14 protein-coding genes are annotated in these 20,701 nt (G+C 49.0%); 8 read left to right on the plus strand and 6 right to left on the minus strand.

Features of this window, described 5'->3' with window-relative positions:
- Positions 1 to 35: 35 nt before the first annotated feature.
- Positions 36 to 3,119 carry a TonB-dependent receptor gene (locus C7120_RS03435; RefSeq protein ID WP_107620360.1) on the minus strand — a complete coding sequence of 1,028 codons (3,084 nt, stop codon included), beginning with the start codon at positions 3,117 to 3,119 and terminating at the stop codon, positions 36 to 38.
- 356 nt (positions 3,120 to 3,475) lie between these two features.
- The gene (locus C7120_RS03440; protein WP_107620361.1) at positions 3,476 to 5,713 is read right to left on the minus strand and encodes a substrate-binding domain-containing protein; all 2,238 of its coding nucleotides are present in this window, start codon (positions 5,711 to 5,713) and stop codon (positions 3,476 to 3,478) included.
- A gap of 145 nt (positions 5,714 to 5,858) precedes the next feature.
- Between C7120_RS03440 and C7120_RS03445 the strand changes: the two genes are divergently transcribed.
- Complete coding sequence (locus C7120_RS03445) at positions 5,859 to 7,856, plus strand: GH32 C-terminal domain-containing protein (RefSeq protein WP_107620362.1); 1,998 nt, start codon at positions 5,859 to 5,861, stop codon at positions 7,854 to 7,856.
- Between the two features lie 11 nt (positions 7,857 to 7,867).
- A complete protein-coding gene (locus C7120_RS03450) occupies positions 7,868 to 9,328 on the plus strand; it encodes a glycoside hydrolase family 32 protein (protein WP_107620363.1) in 1,461 nt (486 codons plus the stop codon).
- A 6-nt stretch (positions 9,329 to 9,334) separates the two neighbouring features.
- On the opposite strand, the gene C7120_RS03455 is transcribed toward C7120_RS03450, so the two are convergent.
- Complete coding sequence (locus C7120_RS03455; protein WP_107620364.1) at positions 9,335 to 10,369, minus strand: C1 family peptidase; 1,035 nt, start codon at positions 10,367 to 10,369, stop codon at positions 9,335 to 9,337.
- A 162-nt stretch (positions 10,370 to 10,531) separates the two neighbouring features.
- On the opposite strand from C7120_RS03455, the gene C7120_RS03460 reads away from it, so the two are divergent.
- The 4 genes from C7120_RS03460 to C7120_RS03475 are packed head-to-tail and all read left to right on the plus strand — an operon-like array spanning position 10,532 to position 14,079.
- Complete coding sequence (locus tag C7120_RS03460) at positions 10,532 to 11,791, plus strand: peptidase U32 family protein (RefSeq protein WP_107620365.1); 1,260 nt, start codon at positions 10,532 to 10,534, stop codon at positions 11,789 to 11,791.
- Complete coding sequence (locus C7120_RS03465) at positions 11,778 to 12,206, plus strand: SufE family protein (protein WP_107620366.1); 429 nt, start codon at positions 11,778 to 11,780, stop codon at positions 12,204 to 12,206. Before C7120_RS03460 ends, C7120_RS03465 begins: the two co-directional genes overlap by 14 nt.
- Positions 12,207 to 12,216: 10 nt before the next feature.
- Positions 12,217 to 13,530 carry a TIGR02281 family clan AA aspartic protease gene (locus tag C7120_RS03470; protein ID WP_158267341.1) on the plus strand — a complete coding sequence of 438 codons (1,314 nt, stop codon included), beginning with the start codon at positions 12,217 to 12,219 and terminating at the stop codon, positions 13,528 to 13,530.
- A gap of 3 nt (positions 13,531 to 13,533) precedes the next feature.
- Positions 13,534 to 14,079 carry an RNA methyltransferase gene (locus C7120_RS03475; protein ID WP_107620368.1) on the plus strand — a complete coding sequence of 182 codons (546 nt, stop codon included), beginning with the start codon at positions 13,534 to 13,536 and terminating at the stop codon, positions 14,077 to 14,079.
- 1 nt (position 14,080) lies between these two features.
- Here the strand turns inward: C7120_RS03475 and C7120_RS03480 are convergent, their stop codons facing one another.
- The 3 genes from C7120_RS03480 to C7120_RS03490 all read right to left on the minus strand — a co-directional run bounded on the left by C7120_RS03480 (position 14,081) and on the right by C7120_RS03490 (position 18,876).
- The gene (locus C7120_RS03480) at positions 14,081 to 14,890 is read right to left on the minus strand and encodes an AraC family transcriptional regulator (protein WP_107620369.1); all 810 of its coding nucleotides are present in this window, start codon (positions 14,888 to 14,890) and stop codon (positions 14,081 to 14,083) included.
- Between the two features lie 642 nt (positions 14,891 to 15,532).
- Positions 15,533 to 16,699 carry an McrC family protein gene (locus tag C7120_RS03485; protein WP_233247009.1) on the minus strand — a complete coding sequence of 389 codons (1,167 nt, stop codon included), beginning with the start codon at positions 16,697 to 16,699 and terminating at the stop codon, positions 15,533 to 15,535.
- A gap of 62 nt (positions 16,700 to 16,761) precedes the next feature.
- The gene (locus C7120_RS03490; protein ID WP_233247010.1) at positions 16,762 to 18,876 is read right to left on the minus strand and encodes an McrB family protein; all 2,115 of its coding nucleotides are present in this window, start codon (positions 18,874 to 18,876) and stop codon (positions 16,762 to 16,764) included.
- A gap of 415 nt (positions 18,877 to 19,291) precedes the next feature.
- Here C7120_RS03490 and C7120_RS03495 point away from each other — a divergent pair, with 415 nt between their 5' ends.
- Together C7120_RS03495 and C7120_RS03500 are read left to right on the plus strand one after the other, a co-directional pair.
- A complete protein-coding gene (locus tag C7120_RS03495; protein WP_107620371.1) occupies positions 19,292 to 19,513 on the plus strand; it encodes a hypothetical protein in 222 nt (73 codons plus the stop codon).
- 83 nt (positions 19,514 to 19,596) lie between these two features.
- Positions 19,597 to 20,667: a winged helix DNA-binding domain-containing protein gene (locus tag C7120_RS03500; protein ID WP_233247011.1), complete on the plus strand. Its 1,071-nt coding sequence runs from the start codon at positions 19,597 to 19,599 to the stop codon at positions 20,665 to 20,667.
- Positions 20,668 to 20,701: the final 34 nt, after the last annotated feature.

The following is a 20,701-nucleotide window of genomic DNA, read 5'->3' on the forward strand; positions in this document are numbered from 1 at the left end:
GATTTCGTTTTTAGTTGTTTCGTTAATGTAAATTCTCAAAAGCCAACTGACAAACCAAAGGTGAAAGTGCGTGGCAATGGGTAGGTATATCCCAAACCCTCAGGGTCTGCACCGTTATAGCCAGTAATGGTAAAGATGTTCTGTGCCTGCACATAAAGCCTTGCCTTGCGGAGATGCAGCTTGTCAAGCAGACTTTGGGGCAGGGAATAGCCCAGTGTGGCGGTCTTCAGTTTGATGAAGGAGCCGCTCTCGATGTAGAAATCCGAGGCCTGACCCTCGTTGTTGCTATCCACCGAGACGAGTGCAGGAACGCTACTTCCGTAAACGCCAGTCTGCTCATATACAGTCCAAGCATTGAGCGCGTCGAGCAATCGGGTAGAGTGGTTGCCGGTCCAGCACTGGAAAAGGTCGGTATAATACTTGGAATTGTTCCATGCGTCGCGAATCATCCCGTTAAAGAAAAGGCTTAGGTCAAAGCCTTTATATGATGCCGAGAGGTTTAGACCCGTTACAAACTTGGGCTGATCAGAGCCCAGCCATGTGCGGTCAGCCGTATTGATGATGTTGTCGCCGTTGGTGTCTACATAGCGCAGACGGCCTATTCCGGGAGCTCCATACTGCACATCATACTGGTTTTTGTAGGCATCCACTTCCTCTTGTGTACGGAAGAGGCCTTCGGTCTTGAATCCCATCCATGACCCGAAAGGCTGACCTACAATGGATTTCCCCACAATTCCACCGCCAAAAGTATAATAGATAGACTCTGGAAGACTAACAATCTCATTCTTGTAAATTGAGCCATTGAAAGAGATGTCATAATTAAAACCACTCTTAAAATGATCGCGCCAACCGGCAACGAATTCAAATCCCTTGTTGTTCATCGAGATACAGTTCTGCCAAGAATAGCCGCCTTCGCCAATCACACCTGCAAACGGAGGCTCGTAGAGCATATCCGTGGTGCGCTTGTCGAAGTAATCCACCGTCAGGGTGAGGCGTTGGTTCAGGAGTGTAGCGTCAAATCCCACATTAAATTGCTTGGTCTGCTCCCATTTCAGGTTAGCGTTACCCGTATGGATCTTTGCCGCCCCTGAGACCATAGTCTGGTTGTCGCCCGCAAGATTGTAGCCACTATTAGAGAGCGAAACCAGATACTTGGTGTAAGTAGCCTCGTTATCAATCTCGTCATTACCGTTGATACCCCAGCTCATGCGGAATTTCAGGTCGTCGAGCCATGATTTCGCATGCTCCATGAACTTCTCGGAAGAGATGCGCCAGCCGGCACTCACCGACGGGAAAACACCCGCATTGTGATTGCTACCGAAGCGGGAGGAAGCGTCTCGGCGCACCGTTGCGGCCAACAAATACTTACCCTGATAGGAATAATTCGCCTTCGCAAAATAGGATACCATCGAATAATTGCTGCCGATTCCGCGTACAGCCGCCAAACTCGTAACAGTATTCAGATAACGATAATCCAGCGACTCGGAAGTAAGTCCCTGGCCATAGCCGCCCAAATCTTCCACTTTGTTCTTCTTCGCCTCCATACCCAAAAGAAAAGAGGCGTGGTGGTCGCCAAGATCAAGACTATAGTTCGCCGTATTGGTCCACACCCAGCTGAATGCCTCGTAATGATAGGTGTCGAGCTCGTTCACATTCACCGTGCGGGCCCCCTCCTGCCACTTGGGCACAAAGGTCTTGCTGAACTCATTGTAATAGTTCACGCCAAAGTTGGTCTTCAGCGTAAGGTTTTTCACGGGCTCCATCTCTATATACATATTACCAAACACGCGCCAGTAGCGATGCTTGTTGTCTTTCTGATTGTTCTGGAGGCGCACAGGGTTCGGCTTATCTCCCAGAATGTCCACATAGCCGCCACCGTAACTACCCAGACTGCCATATACCGGCTCGGCGGGATGCTGCGCCACGAGTTGCTCCTCGATGCCGCTTTGGGCCACACGCTGCGTCCAGCGGTTCACGGAGATACTTTCTCCGATACGCAACCGATTTTTGAAGAATCCATAATCTGAGGTCAGACGGGTATTGAAACGCTGATAATCGGTATTCTTCAACATACCGTCTTGATCTATCCAGTTTATTGAGAGTGAGCTTGACCCATTCTCAGATCCTTTGCTCAGGGTGAGCGAATAGTTTTGCATGAGAGCTGTCTTATACATCAAATCGAGCCAATCGGTGTTCGTTGCTGTATAAGTCTCGCCCGTAATTGGATTTGTATAATAAGGGACAGAGGTCTGGAGTACTGCGTTATCGCCGTTTCCGTAGACCAGAGAATTAGGATGGTTGCCACCGTTGGAGTTCTTGTAGGCCTGCCAGTAAACATCGCCCCACTGCTGGGCATCCAGCAAATCGTAGTTCGTCGTGAAAGTTTGAGCGGTGAGGGAAACATCGAAATCCACTCTCGCCTCGCCCTTCTTGGCTCGCTTGGTGGTGATGATGATTACACCATTGGCCGCCTGTGCACCGTAAATGGCCGCCGAGGAAGCGTCCTTCAGTACCTGAATGCTCTCCACATCGTTGGCTGATATGATGCTTCCCACATTATCACGGGTCATGATTCCATCAATGACATAGAGCGGAGAAGAGTTGTTGATGGTTGTAGTACCACGCACGAGCGTCGAGGTATTAGCACCTCCTGGAGTACCGTCGGTAGTGATATTCACGCCGGCCACCCTGCCATTGAGGCTGGAGAGCACATTGCCCGTTGGCACATCGGCTATATCTTTCATCTTGATCACCGATACGGAGCCCGTGAGATCGGCCTTTTTCTCCGAGGTATAACCCGTTACCACCACCTCGTCTATCATCTTCGTGTCGCTCGATAAGGTGATTTTCATATCTTTGGCGGCTACTTGCTCTTGATCCTGCATGCCAATATAGGAGAACACGAGCACCGCACCTTGCTTCACCTGAATGGTGAAATTTCCGTTCAAATCGGTTGCCACAGCGTTCTGCGTGCCCTTCTCGGTTACCGTAGCACCAATAATTCCCAGGTTGTCATCAGCAGAGACGACCGTACCCGTTGCCTTGAAGCCCTGCGCATAAATCCATGTGCAAGAGAAGATGAGCACCATGCTCATCAGGAGTCGTTTCGGTTTTTTCATCTGTCTTTCCTTTTTGGTTAGTAATTTTGATTGCTGGGACAAAGATACGCAAGGATTTAGAATCACCGCTTAATAAATGTTTCAAGTGTTAACAAGAATGTTTCATGCAACAAATTTGGCATTATTTGAAACAATTCCACAAGTTTCCGCTACCCGAAATGACCGTTTTTAACATTTATACTATCCGCCTTCACTGCTCGCACACACCATCGCAACATCTGTACACACATCATCCGGACAATCCATTAGACCGTCTCCCTGAACCCAGGAGACGGTCTAATGGATTACGAAAGATGCCTGAATGTCTTGCGGAAGAAAATTCCCCCGCAGGCCGAAAGCTGTATGCAACTGACTTCCTAACGGACTTTCAACTCTCCCGGTGGCATGCCATACTCATCGTGGAAGCACTTTGTAAAGTAACCGGGAGAAGAAAAACCTACCTCGTAGGCTATCTCCGAAACATTCTTATCGGTTGACTCCAGAAGTTGCCTACCCTTGGCAAGACGCATCTTACGAATCAATTCCACCGGTGTCAATCCCGTCAGTGATTTTACCTTGCGGTAGAGTTGTACCCTGCCAAGTCCTATTTCTGCCCCGATACCTTCCACACTAAGGCCACTATCACTCATCTGCGCACTAATGATATTGTGTAACCGCCCGATAAAAGCCTCGTCGCGCGTAATCACTTTCTCTACTTGAGCCGCATTCACGACCATTCCCCCGTTTCCCCTTACCGACTGCTCGGCGTAGAAAGCTTGCAGTCGGCGCTTGGTAAGCATGATATTCTCGATGCGAGCCAACAACACCTTCGAACTGAAAGGCTTGGTGAGGTAGGAGTCTGCACCAGCCCTGAATCCCTCGGCCACCTGCTCTTCTTGACTCTTTGCGGTAAGCATGACTACGGGAATGTGGCTTGTGGCCATGTCCGCCTTGATGCTCCGGCACATCTCAAGACCGTCCATCACAGGCATCATGATGTCTGACACAATCAGGTCGGGCATCTCCTCTCGTGCCATCTGAAGGCCTTGGCTACCGTCTGGCGCATCGATCACCCTATAGTCATCCTGCAAGATGGAGCGCACATAGTTGCGGATATCGGCATTGTCGTCTACAACGAGGATCGTATCAAGATCGCTATCCCCATCGCCCCTGCAGTCTGTGGAGACAACCGCCGTCCCCGGCGAAGAATCGGCCGACGCCACCTTAGGCACATTGTCGTCGGAAATCCTGTCGGTGTTATTGATTCGACGCCCAGACACATCAAACTTCGCATCCCTGAAATCGAGGATATTATTGACTAACAACATAAGTTGCCGGGCATTACGGTCCGTAGATTCCAGCACCCCGAAATCGCTCTCTTTCAGATGACCACGCTCTACGATGTGGTGGATAGGGTCTGAAATCAGCGTCAGGGGAGTGCGAATCTGATGGCTCACATTCGTGAAGAAATTAATCTGGGCATCCTTCATCCTCGCCCGCTCACGGTTCATCCTCGCATGGCTTACAGTTATCCGGTAGCCCAATATCAATACTGTGATGAGCAAGACGATGACAAGCAAAGTGAGAGCAAGCCCTATGCTCTGGTTGTTCAGCTGTCTCAAATAGCTGTCAGCCTTGCTGTGGAGGGCATCCAAATAGTCCGCTTGGCGAGCCATATCATTTGCTTGCATATCCAGTATTTCGGCATTCTCTTTGGTAACAATGCTCGAAATAAGATGGTTATCCCGCTGATAAGGCCGTTTCTGAAGAATATCGAGTGCCAGGTTCACTACTTGATCACCCTCAGTAGGATAGATATAGGTAGCCGTTAGACGGCCCTGTCTCACCATGTCAATACCGTTTCCCTTGCCAGAGAGCCCGTCGACACCGGTTATTCGTACATCTTTATAACGACTCCCTGCCGCAGATTCCCTGGCATCGCACGCCCCCTTGGCCATGCGGTCGTTCTGGACAAAGATAAAGTCTATCTTTCCTTCCGGATGTTCCCGCATCAGTTCGAACATCACTCGCCGACCTCCCGCCTCGTTCCAGTCAGCCCATTTCACGGCCACTATCTCTATTTCTGGATACTTCCTCAACTCATCAGAGAAACCGTCATGGCGATCCTGGGCCGGCGATGACCCTTTTAGGCCACAGATTTCCATAACCCGCCCTCGCCCATTAAGCTTCGAAGAGATAAAAGCACCCATATTCTTACCGATGAGATAGTTGTCGCCGCCGATAAAGGCCGTGTACTTTTGAGAGTTAATCTTTCGGTCGAATAGAATCACGGGGATGCCCCGGTCGTAGGCTTTCTCTATGACTGGGGTAATTGTGCCCAACTGATTGGGCGACACAATGAGCAAGTCTACACCTTTATTAATATAACTGTCTATCTGCTCTATCTGCTCCTTGTCGTTATCGTGGGTATAGGCGAACTCCAAGTGCACATTCTCATGGAAGTATTCCGATGTCTTAAGCTCTTTGATAAGCTTGTTGCGCCAGATATCCATACTGCACTGAGAAACGCCTATCGTATACTGTCTCTCCTTTTTCCCGCACGATACAAGGGTCAGTATCAGCAGTAAAGACAGAATTCTAAAACCGTACTTCATGCGACTAAGGTAAATGTTCTATGCTGCAAATATAGTGTTTTTTCCATAAAACCTCGTACAGGAAACAAAATTATTATCATCCGCAACATGATTTACAGCGCATAGCGACTTTCCTTGCTATCTTTGTACGCATTAAGACAAATATATGAAACGATTACTACTTCTCGGCATATTTACGGCAGCCACCCTGCTCGCACATGCCCAAATGCGCACCAACGGCTATTCCACATGGCTATCCCGTAAAATAGATGGTCGCTTTTCGTCAGTTTCCGGCTGGTTCGCCCTTGAGTCGTTACCCACCGATACGGCAGCCTTCATCGGTGTCAAGGACACAAGAGGAAGATATGTTACCGTGAGCGTAGACCTGCACGGACACCTTCTCCTCGGTCTTTCGGGAAAATACGAAAGGTTGAACGAAGAAGTTGAAGCCTTCAGGTGGTACCATATCCTCATTGATCTGAAATGTCATGACATCTATATCAATGGCAGAAATATCGCCCATGATTACCAAGCCGGCCTCTCGTACAACGGACAGCTGACGCTATGGGCAGGCAAAGACTTTACCAACCGACATGATTGGGACACCGATCTGAATGTTATCAACGGGCTTATAGATGAAGTGAAAGCATCGTCAGAACCTGTCGAGGCCATCTTCCTTAAGGCGAACATTGGCTGGAGAATGAACCAAAAACCAGACCTGAGCATTCCTGACAACCATTTTCAATATGCGTTCAGTCGACCGAGATATCACCTGTTGCCGGCGGCCAACTGGACCAACGAGACCCATGGCCTCCTCTATTTCAATGGAACATATCATATCTTCAACCAAAAGAACGCCTCTAACATCCTCCTCCGGCAGATCAATTGGGGACACTTCTCTTCGCCTGACTTGATTCATTGGACCGAGGAAAGGCCGGCATTGCGCCCGTCGGAGCCTTACGACAATGCGGGAATATGGTCAGGACATGCTATGATAGACGACAATGGTGTGCCTGTGATTTTCTATACCGGAGGCTCGGAGCCGCATTCCGTCAATGCGGCATTTCCTCTGGACTCCACGCTCATCCACTGGCAGAAATACGCCGGGAACCCCATTATCAAGGATCGACCCTCCGAATACTCAAGAACCGACATGCGCGATCCCTATGTTTTCCGTGCAGACAGCATTTGGTATATGGTCGTCGGTTTTGGTATCGACCGCACTAAGGAATCTCACGGGGCACTTCTACTCTACAAGTCAACCGACTTGAAGACCTGGGAATACCGCCACTTGCTTTTCGAGGGGAATCCACGAAAAGACCACTCGGGCAAATTCTGGGAGATGCCCGTCTTCAAGAAGATGGGTAGGAAATGGATTCTTAGTATCAACCGGATACCGGAGCGAGGCATTCCGGCCCGCACCCAATACTGGATTGGGGAATTCAAGCATGAGAAGTTCGTGCCCGACAAGGCCGTTCCCCAAAACTTAGAGGTCGTCAACCGACTGCTCTCGCCATCAGTCTGGGATACTCCTGACGGTAGAACGATTGCCCTTGCCATCATCCCTGACGAGATAAACGCCATATCCAATGCAGAAAACGGATGGGCACATCTTTACTCCATACCTCGGGAATGGTCGTTCAATGGCAAGAAAATACTCCAAAAACCTTATAAAGGATTAGAAGTCCTGCGTGCGGAAAAGAGCATTCTTGAAGAAAGATGCTTAGGATCTGCACCCTTAATCATCAATAAGCAGGGGCTGCAGAAAGAAATTTTACTAACTTTTAAAACCACGGGAAAGAAGCCCTTCGGCATCACGCTTCACAAAAATCCGGACGGAACAGAATACTCCAGGATATACTTCAATCCTGAAAAAGACGAGCTCGTTGTCGATCAAACCCACTCCTCTCTTCGGACGGGAATTCCCAACCTTCTCCGAAAAGATCATTACAAGATAGACACGAAGAAACCCATAGAACTGCATCTCTTCATCGACGGCTCTGTAGTGGAAGGTTTCATCAACGGCGAAGATGCCTTCACCACCCGTATCTTCCCATCTACCGCCAAGAGTGCACAAATAGAGATTTTCTCCGAAAACGCACAGACTCGGGTCAAAGCCGTGGTCTATGACCTGAGACCTGCCAACATCCATACAAACTTCTAATATTTCTAAGAATGAGAAAAATATTGTTTCTGATTATGTTCGTCTTGTCTGCACTGACCATAGAAGCGGCAAAAGGGTCGTCTTATGACGAACCTTATCGTCCCCAATACCACTTTAGCCCGGAGAAAGGATGGATAGGCGACCCGAGCGGACTCACCTATTATCTGGGGAAATACCACCTTTTCTGGTGGGGAAAAGCCGTTTCCACCGACCTTGTACATTATGAACAGATCACTCCAAATGTGATGAGAAACACCCCTGCGGGCATGTCTAACTTCACCGGCTCCATGGTGATTGACAAGCATAATACCGCAGGATGGGGAACTAATGCATGGATTGCCGTCATGACCGTATATGAGCAAGACTCCAAGAAGCAGGCCCAGGGCATAGCCTTCAGCCACGACGGTGAGAACTTCTATCACTATGACCAGAACCCTGTACTGGACTTATGGAGCACCGAGTTTCGCGACCCCACCGTCTTTTGGCATGAGCCTACGCGGAAATGGATTATGGTGGTAGCCAAGGCTCGCGAGAAAAAAGTGCAGTTCTATTCATCAACCAATCTGAAGGAATGGATCTGGGAGAGCGATTTCGGTCCTTCAGGCAATCAAGAGAAAGCATGGGAATGTCCTGATCTTTTCCTCGTTCCCGTGAATGGTGATTGGAATGACAGGAAATGGGTACTGCTAACTTCCATAAACTGGGCACAAGAACAATATTTTATCGGCGACTTCGACGGACATAAATTCACCCTGATGGACAACCACCCTGCGGAGCCCTTTCTCGTGGACAGAGGACTTGACTATTACGCCTCACGGGTTTTTCGCGACTACGATGGCACACTTCGCAACGCTATTTCCATGGGATGGCTCGCCACATGGGACTATGCGCCACTGGCTCCTTCGGCTTGGGGGAAGGGATTCTGGTCTGTTCCGCGCATATACAACCTCAAATCCTTCAAGGAAGGAATGCGTCTGACCCAGCAACCCATAGAAGAACTTAAGACTTTACGCGGAAAGCCTTTCAGACTGGCAGGAAAGATTCCCGTAGGAGCAAAGCCTTTAAAGGGATTCTCTCCTAAGAGTAATGCCTATGAACTGGATGCCGTTTTTGATGCGAGGGTCGAGAATACCTACGGATTCTATCTCTGCAAAGGGCAAGGCCATCAGACTATTATTTCCTACGACACCAGAAGCCACACCCTTCTCATTGACCGCACCAACTCCTCGGATGTGGAAATCCCGAAATTCAAACGCATTGCCCAAACCGAAGTTTATCCTGAAAACGGAAAGCTGAGGCTACATATCTATGTGGACAAATCAAGCATCGAGATTTTCACCAACCAAGGGAAGGAGGTTTTCTCGCTGCTTACCTATGCCGGCGATGCACAAACGGGCATAGAGACCTTTGCTCTCCGGCCGGGTACTTGGATGCAACTAAACGCATGGACTTTGGATTCTATTTGGAAATAGAACTGCCTATCGCAGCACTTCCCGACTCATGAAGGCGGCAATGGTCTTCTTCCTCACATAGTTGAAAGACAGGTACATGAATCCGTGATACGGATTACCAGTACCCCAGGAGTTCTTTGCGATGAAGTATTTATTGCCCTCCCTGTCATGGGCTATTCCCACCAAGGCCATCGCATGGTCGTCAGTGGTCTGGAGATGATCGAAAGCCGCCTGGCGTTCCTCTTGTGTGCACGGCGTCCTCTCGTTGTCCAGCCGAGCCAATCCCTTGGCAAACGAGAATCCTTCCTCCGAAATATCGCCCTCCCAGCAGACGGCGTGCCCGCTGCGTAAGGCTTTCTCCATATAGCCCATCAGGTCGTCGATGGGAATATTGAGATAAGTGTCATACATCTTGTTGTCGGGTGTCTCCAGTACAAAAGATTCTCCAAAGCGATGATGCAGGAAGCTCGTTAGTGCCTCATACTCGAGTTCACGACACACGCTATGCGCAAATTCAAACGGACTATACTGTGCTCCAAACATGAAGACTGCCCTCGGCCGATAGTCTATCTCACGGTCCAACAGGTCGTTCACACCGCGACGAAAATCATCGAAGTCATGAGTAGCCACTGACAGTTGGCGCAGCTTGCGACATAAAATATTGTAGTTCACGCCCTCCCGGGCATGATAGGAGTCATACGGCATGACTCCGTAGAGGCTGATCAGACGGAGTGCCGTCGACCCCATGCCCCTCAAATCTATCTCTCGAGCCCCTCGAGAGAGATTGCTCTGACAAGCCTGATATTCCAGATATCTGCGAGCCAGGAAGTCGGTAGACAAGTTCACGGAGTCGCCCAGCTCTATATGTTCACTCTCAATGGTGGCCAACATGGCATAAATCCAACACAACGAACTGTGTCCCTGATTCTTCACGGGGGTGGTTTTGAGTCTCACCTCATCCACGAAATCAGCAATCCCGCCCGGCATCTTGTCAGGCCGCGAACATCCGGCGAGCAGCAGAATTGCCAGCAGCAACGATAAGTAGATCTGTAGTTTCTTCATAATCAACGGAACAAAGATAACAAAAAAAGAAGAAAAACAGAAAGAATAAAAAGATGAAAAGTGAACAGGTCTTCTCCTAAAAATTGGAGTTTATCTTATAAAAGATAACCTTTTAGTTTTTTATATTCCTAATTTATTCTGTTTTTTTCGTACCTTTGCAGCATGAATGAGAATATCCTGGATTTTGAGATTATGGCTCCGGTGGGCTCACGAGAGAGTCTTGCTGCAGCCATTCAGGCCGGCGCCAACTCTGTCTACTTCGGCATCGGACAGCTCAATATGCGGTCGCATTCGGCAAACCACTTTACCATCGACGACCTGCATGAGATTGCCCAGACCTGCCAAGAGCACGACATCAAGACCTATCTCACCGTTAACACGATCATTTACGACAATGATATCGAGACGATGCGGCAGATTGTCGATGCGGCCAAGACAGCCCGAATTTCAGCCGTCATTGCTTCGGATGTGGCCGTGATGACCTATTGCAACAGGGTAGGGATGGAAGTTCACCTCTCCACCCAGCTCAATATCACCAACATCGAAACACTGAAGTTCTATGCCCAGTTTGCCGATGTGGTGGTGCTTGCCCGTGAACTGAACATGAATCAGGTGGCTGATGTTTACCAACAGATACAGGAACAGCAGATAAGAGGCCCCAAGGGTAGCCTCGTGCGCATAGAGATGTTCTGCCACGGAGCCCTCTGTATGGCTGTTTCAGGCAAGTGTTACATGAGCCTTCACAATGCCAATCGCAGTGCCAATCGGGGTGAATGCGTGCAGATTTGCAGGCGTTCCTATACTGTAACCGACAACGAAACGGGTAACCAACTAGAGATAGACAACAAGTATATTATGAGCCCAAAGGATCTGAAAACTATCCGTTTCATCGACCGCATGATGCGGAGCGGAGTGCGGGTGTTTAAGATCGAGGGGCGTGCCCGCGGACCGGAGTATGTCTACACCGTGGTTTCCTGTTACAGGGAGGCCATCCGAAGCGTGCTCGACGGCACCTTTACCGAGGAGAAGAAAGACCAGTGGGATGAGCGGTTGTCCACCGTCTTCAACCGAGGATTCTGGGATGGCTATTATCAGGGACAGACCTTGGGCGAATGGAACAAGCACTACGGCTCCGCGGCAACGGAGAAAAAGGTGCTCATTGGCAAGGTTATCAAGTACTTCTCCAAGCTGGGCGTAGCAGAGATTGCCGTCGAGGCCGCCCCCTTCAGCAAGGGCGATAAGTTGCTCATCACAGGAAACACCACGGGCGTTATGTATCTTAACGCCGGCGAAATACGCTATGAGCTCCATCCTGTGGACAAGGCTGAACAGGGATGGCGGGTCTCCATCCCCGTAAACGACAAGGTGAGACCCAACGATAAATTGTTTAAGTTAGTAAAACAGGCCCATGAAGACGATTAATGAACTACAAGATGAGGTCATCGAGGAGTTCGCTGATTTCGACGACTGGATGGATAAATACCAGATGCTCATCGATCTCGGCAACAATCTTAATGTACTCGACGACAAGTATAAGACCGAACAAAACCTTATAGACGGCTGCCAGAGCCGCGTATGGATACAGTGCGACTGCGAGGATGGGCGGCTCAGGTTCACCGCAGATAGCGACGCCCTCATCGTGAAGGGCATCATCGCCTTGCTCATACTGGTGCTCAGCGACCATACGCCGACGGAGATTCTTGAGGCCAACCTTTACTTCATAGACCGAATAGGACTACGGGAACACCTGAGTCCGATCCGCTCTAACGGACTCCTTGCCATGGTGAAGCGTATCAAGAGTTATGCCCTGGCCTACCAAAGCAAGGAAAACAACTAAGACTAAGAGGATGAGAAAGTTATTTAGCATCCTCATTGTGCTGGCATTGGCCATGCCCGCACAGGCACAGGAAGCCGACAGCCTTGCTGCCGTGTGTCTCAACCAGAGCGACTGGTTTCGCCTGCAAGAGATATATCGTACTGACAGTACCCGGATTTCCCCTTTCCTCAGACTGTTCTCGAAGACTATGCTCAACCATTTCTTTGGCCGCCCGGAAGACGCCATAAACGATATCCGGAAGGTATTGAGAGACTATCAAGGTGAGCTGGGAAGCTCTAACTTCATCTCCCTGGTGATTATGCTGGGTCAGAACTACAGCCTGCTGGGACATAACAAGCAGGCTGCGGCCGTCCTGCAGAATTTCATCAGCACATGGAAAGACAGAATCGACTCTATATCGCTGGCACCCTATGTGGCACGCGAACGCAACTACCGCAGCCTCAGCAAATACGATCTCTATCAAGTCAGGCAACCGAAAGCCACCTATCAGATATCTTTCAAGATTCAGGAAGTGGGCGACTCGGCCCAATCGCTATTCTTTGTTGAGGGAGGATTGAACGGGCACAAGAGCAGTTTCGTCCTCGACACGGGAGCCGCCTACAATGTGATTACGCCCGATCTGGCCACTGCTTACGGACTGAAAATCATCGGCAGAGGCACCCAGGTGAGAGGCATCAAGCCGTTGGAAGGCCAAACTGCCATCGCCGAGAGCCTGCAGTTAGGCGACCTGATGCTGCGGAATGTGCCTTTTGTAGTACTTGATATCCAGAAAGGAAGCAAGATTCCGACACAGAAAACTGCCTTTCTGAAAATGATTATCGGACAGTCTCTATTCCGCCGGTTCTCCTCTTGTGCCTTCAATTTCACCCGCAGCACGCTTACGCTGCATGCCGACAGCACCAACTCAAACAATTTGGCTGACTTACGCCCCAATCTCTGTTTCTCTCAGGGGGGCGTACTGCAAGTAAATGTCAGCGACGGTCGACACCACTATCCTCTCATCTTAGATAGCGGCTCGACCACCAGTTGGATGGGACCCGACTATTACAAAGAGCATACAGCCGATGTGGCAAGAGAGGGAAAATGGGCTATCAAGAGCGGCGCAGGGTATGGAGGAGTAAGCTATACGAGCCAGTTTATCATGCCGCAGATAACCCTCACCATCGGCGAGAGTACTTTCAGCATGAAGAAAATGCCCATCACCACCATGTCGAGCCAGCAGAACAACATCGACAGCGGAGCCGGCCGACTGGGAAACGAGTTCTTCCGCCGGTGGCAGCAACTGACCATCGACTATGCCAAGATGACCCTACAACTGAAATAAAACATGCGCAAACTGCGTACCATAGAAATGAAGCGACTTTCCGTAGACGAGTTCAGGGAAGCCCGCAAGTTGCCCCTCGTTGCCGTGCTCGACGATGTGAGGAGCCTCTATAATGTCGGTTCTGTGTTCCGCTCGTGCGACGCCTTCCGCGTAGAGGCCGTCTATCTGTGCGGCATCACCGCTTGTCCACCCAATGCAGAGATACACAAGACTGCCCTCGGAGGCGAAAACAGCGTAGAGTGGAAATACTTCAAGCAAACGGAAGAGGCCGTGCGAGAACTTCAACGAAACGGCTATTTCGTCTACTGCATCGAGCAAGTGGAAGGCTCCACGAAGCTGCAAGATCTTAACCTCACCTGTGGGGCCCGGCACGAAGAGCGCTATGCCGTCGTTTTTGGCAATGAAGTGAGGGGGGTGAAACAGACCGTGGTAGACCTAAGCGATGGCTGCCTCGAGATTCCGCAGTTCGGTACCAAGCATTCCCTGAATGTGAGCGTCGCAGCGGGCATCGTCATCTGGGAATTCGCCAAAGGACTGAAACTAGAATAAGTTATTCTCGGAAGTTGGTTGGAGATACGCCAAGATGTTTCTGCACAAAGCGACTGAAATAGGCGGGCGAGGAGAACTCGAAAAGGTCGGAGATCTCAGTAAATGTCATTTCGCGCTCTTTCAGCAGCCGGCGTATGTGGATGATGACAAAGCGCGTAATCCAGTAATTGGCTGTTCTGCCGCTTACGCCCTTGCACACCTCCGAGAGATATTTCGGCGTTACGCACAGCTTGTCGGCATAATAGCTCACTTCACGGTTCTTCACATAATCGCCGCGTTCGAGCATTTGCATGAAGCGGGCAATGATGTCGGTGTCTTGGAACGAGATGTTGGTCAGTCCGTTTTGTGCGGCGTGGATGTCGAAAAAGTCGAGAAACATCATCTGCGTGGCACATATCAGTATGTCTTCTTGAAAGGGATTCTCGGTGTTCAGCAACCTTTGTTCTATCTGTACAAAGTCTTGCCGCAGCTGTTCGAACCGCCGGGCATCCATCTGCATGACGGGATAAGCATAAAGAGCCAACGCGCCTTTGATTCCATAGTTGCTGCGGGGCGTACAAAGTTCCAGAAAATCAGACTTCATGTAGACGCACATCACATCCAAATCGGCAGAGGGCCGCAAATGCTCCAACAACTGTTGAACCCCAACAATCATTGCTTCTCCCGATTTTAATAAAAACGGATTCCCATCAAACATAAAGTCGAACCGGCCACGCATACAGATAATGTGTACCACATAATCTTTCAGTTCGGCCGTACCGAGACGTTTGAGATCACGCTCCACGATCAGGTTACTTTTGTTAAACGACATAAGATTCCTATGATTGGTCTTGCGGTAACAAAGATAATCTTTTTATCTTATATCACAAAGCGCCGTGGCAAGAAATCTTACCATGGCACTTCTGTTTCCTTTTTTCTGATTAAGGCTTGAGAGATTAAACTCAAACATATATAAACCCACTTTTGCACCAGTAGAATAAAAACGGGTGGTCTATACTATTTATACATCAGTTCGGAATAAGTTTTTCTAAAATCTGCAGTGTTCAATGCTTGATTGCCAAGGCGGAACGTCTCGGCAAATGACGGCGGTCTTGCCCTACTTGGGCAAACACCAAAACAAAACAGATGTTAAATGCCGGAGTTCAGAAAACGCCAAGGTATAACAAATGTTAAATGCCCAACCTGGGCAAATGCCAAGGTATAACGGATGTTAAATGCTCAACCTGGGCAAACGCCAAGGCAAATGACGGGAGACTTCTCCGATAATGCAGATGCTCAAAACGCGGTAATTGTGTGTGGAATTGCAATATGGACTTTTGAGTCAATAAGTTGTGCGTTGCATAGTAAATAGGAGATACCCGTGGTCCTATCGCCATCAAGATTTACGATCTGCGTTCATAACCGTTACATTTTCAATTAAGTTCCCTATAAAAAGCCTTAATGCAAAGGCAGATTATAAGATGGGTAGCGGCACGCATATCTTGTAAAACAACAAGAGGCCGCTCACATGTGAGCAGAGTTCTCCTATTGATTTGCCGAGAAAAGGATTGCGCCCCGGGTTCTTTTCTTCTTCAGGGTATATAATCACGCAAGGAACTACGGGCGGTTCAGACATTTCTTCCTTGATGTTTTTATATCCCAAGTGTTTCAAGATGCGCAAGTCGCGACTATACCCGCTTAGCTGCCAAATGACATTCTTGTCTAAACTTTTATCTTCATACTTCGGAATATACTTGGCATCTAAGATAGCTCTGTAATCATCCGACTTATACAAGAAGTCGGGCTTGCCCGTCTTGCTTTCAAACTGATAAGTAATCTTCCCCGGATAGGCTTCGTGAAGCAGTCCATACACATAATGCTCGTAGAGCAGCGACATGTCGAGCCAAAAAGGAACAACTTTCCCTTTCATGTTATCCACTTTACTGATGTTGTAGTCGAACATCCGCAGAATGAGTTTAGCCAGTCGAATTGCCTCATTATAATCCGTGAACAGTTTGTGAGCATGCATCTGCTTCACTTGTCTGATTTCAACCTCGTCGCTCACGCAGCTAAACCGTGCAAGAGTCTGTGAAATCAGCATCTTTGCGGCAGCAGAGGATTGCGCATTCAGGCGTTGAAGGATACGTTGCGAAAACAAGAGCGCTTTCTTTATCAATCTGTTCTCCGGAATATCGACAGAATATTCGTCATACTCACAGAACACTCTGTCGTAGCGTTTCGTTGCGATGTTGACTCTTTCATTCTTCAGGATTTTGATGCGCCCTTTCACCTTCTTGATATTCTCACTCCGATGAACATAACCTTTCTTCAATTCCTTGATGCGGCTCACAACGCCAAGAAAATGCAGCACGATGAGCGGACTCGCCACGCTTTGAAGGGCAGGCGCCTCTATGGCAGGCTTATCAACATCGATGCTGTAGATTTTGGAGAACGCCTCTAATGCCAAGTCCGACGAGAAGCAGGTCATAAACATGCCCACAAAGTCGATCCGCTCCATCTTGCTTTTTGTCGTCACAACCAGACTCTCTTGTTCGTCAATCCATTCCGCCCCGATTTTGAATGAAGCATAATACCCCCATGAAACTTGATCTCCGGACTTGCTCCATTTAATAAGTTTCAAACCGTTGTACCTTTTATTATACTCTTTTCCAACTGGAAGGAGGGCGTGCTCTTGGAGTTGTATCACTGTTCTTCCTCCTGCGCCTCAACATCATCCTTTTTATCCTGCGAAATGGGCATCAAGTTGCGCCAAGCATCAAACGCTTTCTTCTTCTCTTCGACCTTCACATTCAATATCCCATCGTTAATATACTCGGCAATGAGCGGCAGTATCTCATACTCCACCTTATCTTCCAGTTCCTCTTCCGAGTCGGCCATAAAGTAGCTGTGCCCAACCATCAAATCTTCTATGCCCAAGTCGCCACACAGGTGTTCGGGCTTTTCGATAAACGATTTTATATCATTAAACAAAGCGAGCGCCATCTCTTTCAGCCCCACCTGCGAAGGCTCGCTGTAATGCTTCTCGATGACAGAAGCATCCGCCTGCAAGGTAACGAATGCAAAACGCCGACGCAGTGCATAGTCAATCGTGCCCGTGCTGCGGTCGGTAGTGTTCATGGTTCCGATGATATACAAGTTCTTGGGCACCCCGAACAGCTCCTTGGAATAAGGCAACGTAACCCGTATGGGGTGCTCGCTGCACTCCCGCTTATCAGCTTCCAAAAGCGTTATCAACTCGCCGAACACCTTGGAAACATTCCCTCTGTTTATCTCGTCGATGATAAGCACAACGGGGTTGTCGCCCTTTATGCTGTATTCCTTTTTCACGGCCTCGATGAAAGCTTGAGCATATTGAGGCCAATTGTTCTCCACTCCCTCACCCAATGCTTGGAGCTTTACTTTCTCTATATTGATGGGCGATGGGCTGTGTCGTTCTTCACGCGTACTTGCAGAATACTTACTTCTGGTGCTAATCGTAGTATTGCCTTCACTCCACCATACATACAACGATGATTTGCCCGTAATCGTAGGAATCTCTCTCTTGTTCTCAAATCCTTTAATCTTCTGCAAATAATCGTCGATACATTGGATAATGTCCTTCTTTTCGTCCGTTGTCACTGCCCTGCAGGCCCGCTTAAAAATCCCGTCTTCCGCCTCATAGGCAACTCCGATGTTCTCCCCCTCGTCATTCTTCTGAACTTGCGGTTTCAGTCCCTCCACAAAGTCTTCATAGTCTAACGATTGATGGAATGTGGTAAAGAAGATACGCTTGCCCGTCAGCTCCTCATATCGTTCCATCACGGCCTTGTGGTCTGTCAGATCCACATCCTTAACTCCTAAAACGCTCAATGCAATGGCAGCCGTGCTGAAAGTCTTGCCGGTGCCGGGCGCACCCTGAAGAATAATATTACGCTTGCGCTCCAATAAGTGCGCACAATTGCCTGTAAAAGTTATCTTATCCATATGTTCTAACCATCCATTTATATAATCAAATTGTCTCGTTCCACGCTTACACGAAGAGAATGTTCCTTGAGAAAAAGGACTGGGACGAGGCTGCTTATAATCTTTTGCCCATGCCAGTATCTTGACCTTTCTGAAATTCCGATGCAAATACTTTTGTTTTAACCCCTCATCGTGAAAGTTGTCACTAATGATTTGGCATAAAGCTATTGCATCATTTCCTTTTCTAACAAGTACGATATTACCATTTTCGATGTTCTTAAAGTCTTTACATTGGTAATTATCCCATTCACCGATACCAATAACAGGCTCTGGTTCTTTTAGCATTTCAACAGGATCGATTTCTTCTCCTCCATCTCTTCCCCAAGGCATATGCATCTGGATATGCCAATACTTATCAAACTTGGTATTCATTATTTTGTATATGTTTGTTGTTTCTGCATGCCTTCTTAAAATCTCTTCAATATCTACTCCCTTGGGAATCCAATATCTCTTATGCCCGAACGAAATGCCATAAGGCAGCAAAGCCTCTTTGAACAAGGCGTCCAGCCTGTCATCTTCTACTTTGGTATAAAGTTTCCTGAGCGCCGGGTCAGTCTCCCTCATTCCGTCCCCTCGGTCTTTATCATACTTCTCTTTTGTATTCTTCACATACCCCACAATCCTGCTTGGCGCACAGCACACATGCCCATCGACCACCTCTACCGCATAGTTCTTGCCTTGAGACATTCGGTCGATAGCCCACAACCTGTGGTTTTCGCCTTTCTCCCCACGCAGGTATCCGTAAAGCGTCTTGATGTTCTCGACAACTTCCTCTCTCGATTCTATAAGTTTCATATTCTTTTGTTTAATGAGTTATTCGAACGATTCTCTCATAAAGTCCACGGCTGCCCCGCCATGTTGCTCTCGGCCGTCGCCAGACCGACGAGAAGCCTACCGTTCAGCCACAAAGATACAAAATTCTTTCCAATCCTTCAAACATTGGAAAGAATTTTAATGCAGCGTCGCCCCGTCCGTTCCACCCGTCCCGCATGCCCTTCCTGTGTGCTTCTTCTATCTAAACTGCCCGCTCACTTCGTCTTAACTGCTCGCTCTTTCCATCTAAACCGCATTCTCTTTTAATTTTAAGCGCATCGGCTATTGTTCTTCTACTGGAATTGTATTATCTTTGTACCGAGAGAGTAATAGTCTCTGTATACAGGGACTATTGCGAAGATAGGACAAAATGAATTATAGAAACGCAGGAAATTGAATGCGGATACGCTTGAAAGTCCAGGACGACGCGCTTGGAAATGGAAGCGGACGCGTTTCTGTTGGACAGCAGATGATTACGGTGGGCGAGCTGCAGAGTACGCTCGGGCTGTCGAAGTCGTACGCCTACAAACTGACTACGCGGCTCGAGTCTGAGGGCAAGTTGTGCGATATGGGCTATCGCTATCGCAAGCTCTTTGTCAAGGGCGAGGGGGGACCTTAATAGGCGAATGAAAGAAGACAAAGAGGGCATATTGCCGTGAAGAGAATGTTGTGTGCTGCAAAGTATGGTGAAAAGAGCATAAGATGATAAATATTCCTTTAATCAGGCTGCTTAACCAACAGCTTGTTTCACCCATTTTCGGTAGTCCGCTTGAGGTGGTGGATTGGATGGGAGCTGTTCAGGCGCAAGACCCGAGGGCTGCCCGCTGGGCTATAGGGCTGCGGATGAAGCTGCCGGCTCTTAGTACTGTGGAACAGGCTCTTGACGAAGGGTTAATCGTTCGGACACATGTCATGCGTCCTACATGGCATATCGTTGCTGCACAGGATTTGCGATGGATGCTCATGCTTTGCCGGGAGAGTAATGAGCGCATCTTTCGGTCGTATTTCAAGAGTATGAGCGAGGAGCTTTCGCAGGAGCAATGCGGCAGGGCGTTTGATGTGTTGGGGGATGCGCTCTCGGGCGGACGGTCGCTCACGGTTGCTGAACTGGAGCCTTATTTCGCTGAACGCAATCTGCCTCATGCGGCTCGCCAACTGCATGCTTATGTGCTGATGGCCGAAAACAGCGGGCTTGTGTGTAGCGGCAGGTTGCGCGGAACGCAAAACACTTATGCGCTCATCGATGAGCGCATAGCTCCGCAACCTGAACTTTCGCGCGAGGAGGCTTTGGCGCGTTTGGCATGTAAGTATTTCCGCAGTCATGCGCCTGCCATGTTGGAGGATTTTGTTTGGTGGTCAGGGCTTTCTGTTACCGAGGCGCGACGGGCTGTTGCGTTAATCGCCGACGAGCTGACTGTGGAGCGCTTCAAGGGGGCTGTTTATTATCTACATGATGCTTGTCGCATTCGTGGGCGAATGGCCGGGACGGTGGCGTTGCTTCCGCCTTTCGACGAATATTTGCTGGGATATAAAGACCGCACGGCCGTGCTTCCTGTCTCGTTTCAGACGCATGCTTTCACGAATTACGGCATCTTCTTTCCTGTGATTATGCACCGTGGGCAGCTTGTGGGCAACTGGAAACGTACTTCCGTTCGACCCGCGTCTTCATCTTTTCCGCCGCCGACTGTTTCTTTCTTTCGCACCGACCTGCAACCTTCCGAGGATGCACTTGCGAAAGCCGTAGCGTCTCATGGCGCCTATCTGTGTCGTTGAGGCTGGAGAATAAAAAGAGCAGGGACGGGGCCCG

The organism is Prevotella sp. oral taxon 376 (assembly GCF_003043945.1).
In the GTDB taxonomy this organism is placed as follows: domain Bacteria; phylum Bacteroidota; class Bacteroidia; order Bacteroidales; family Bacteroidaceae; genus Prevotella.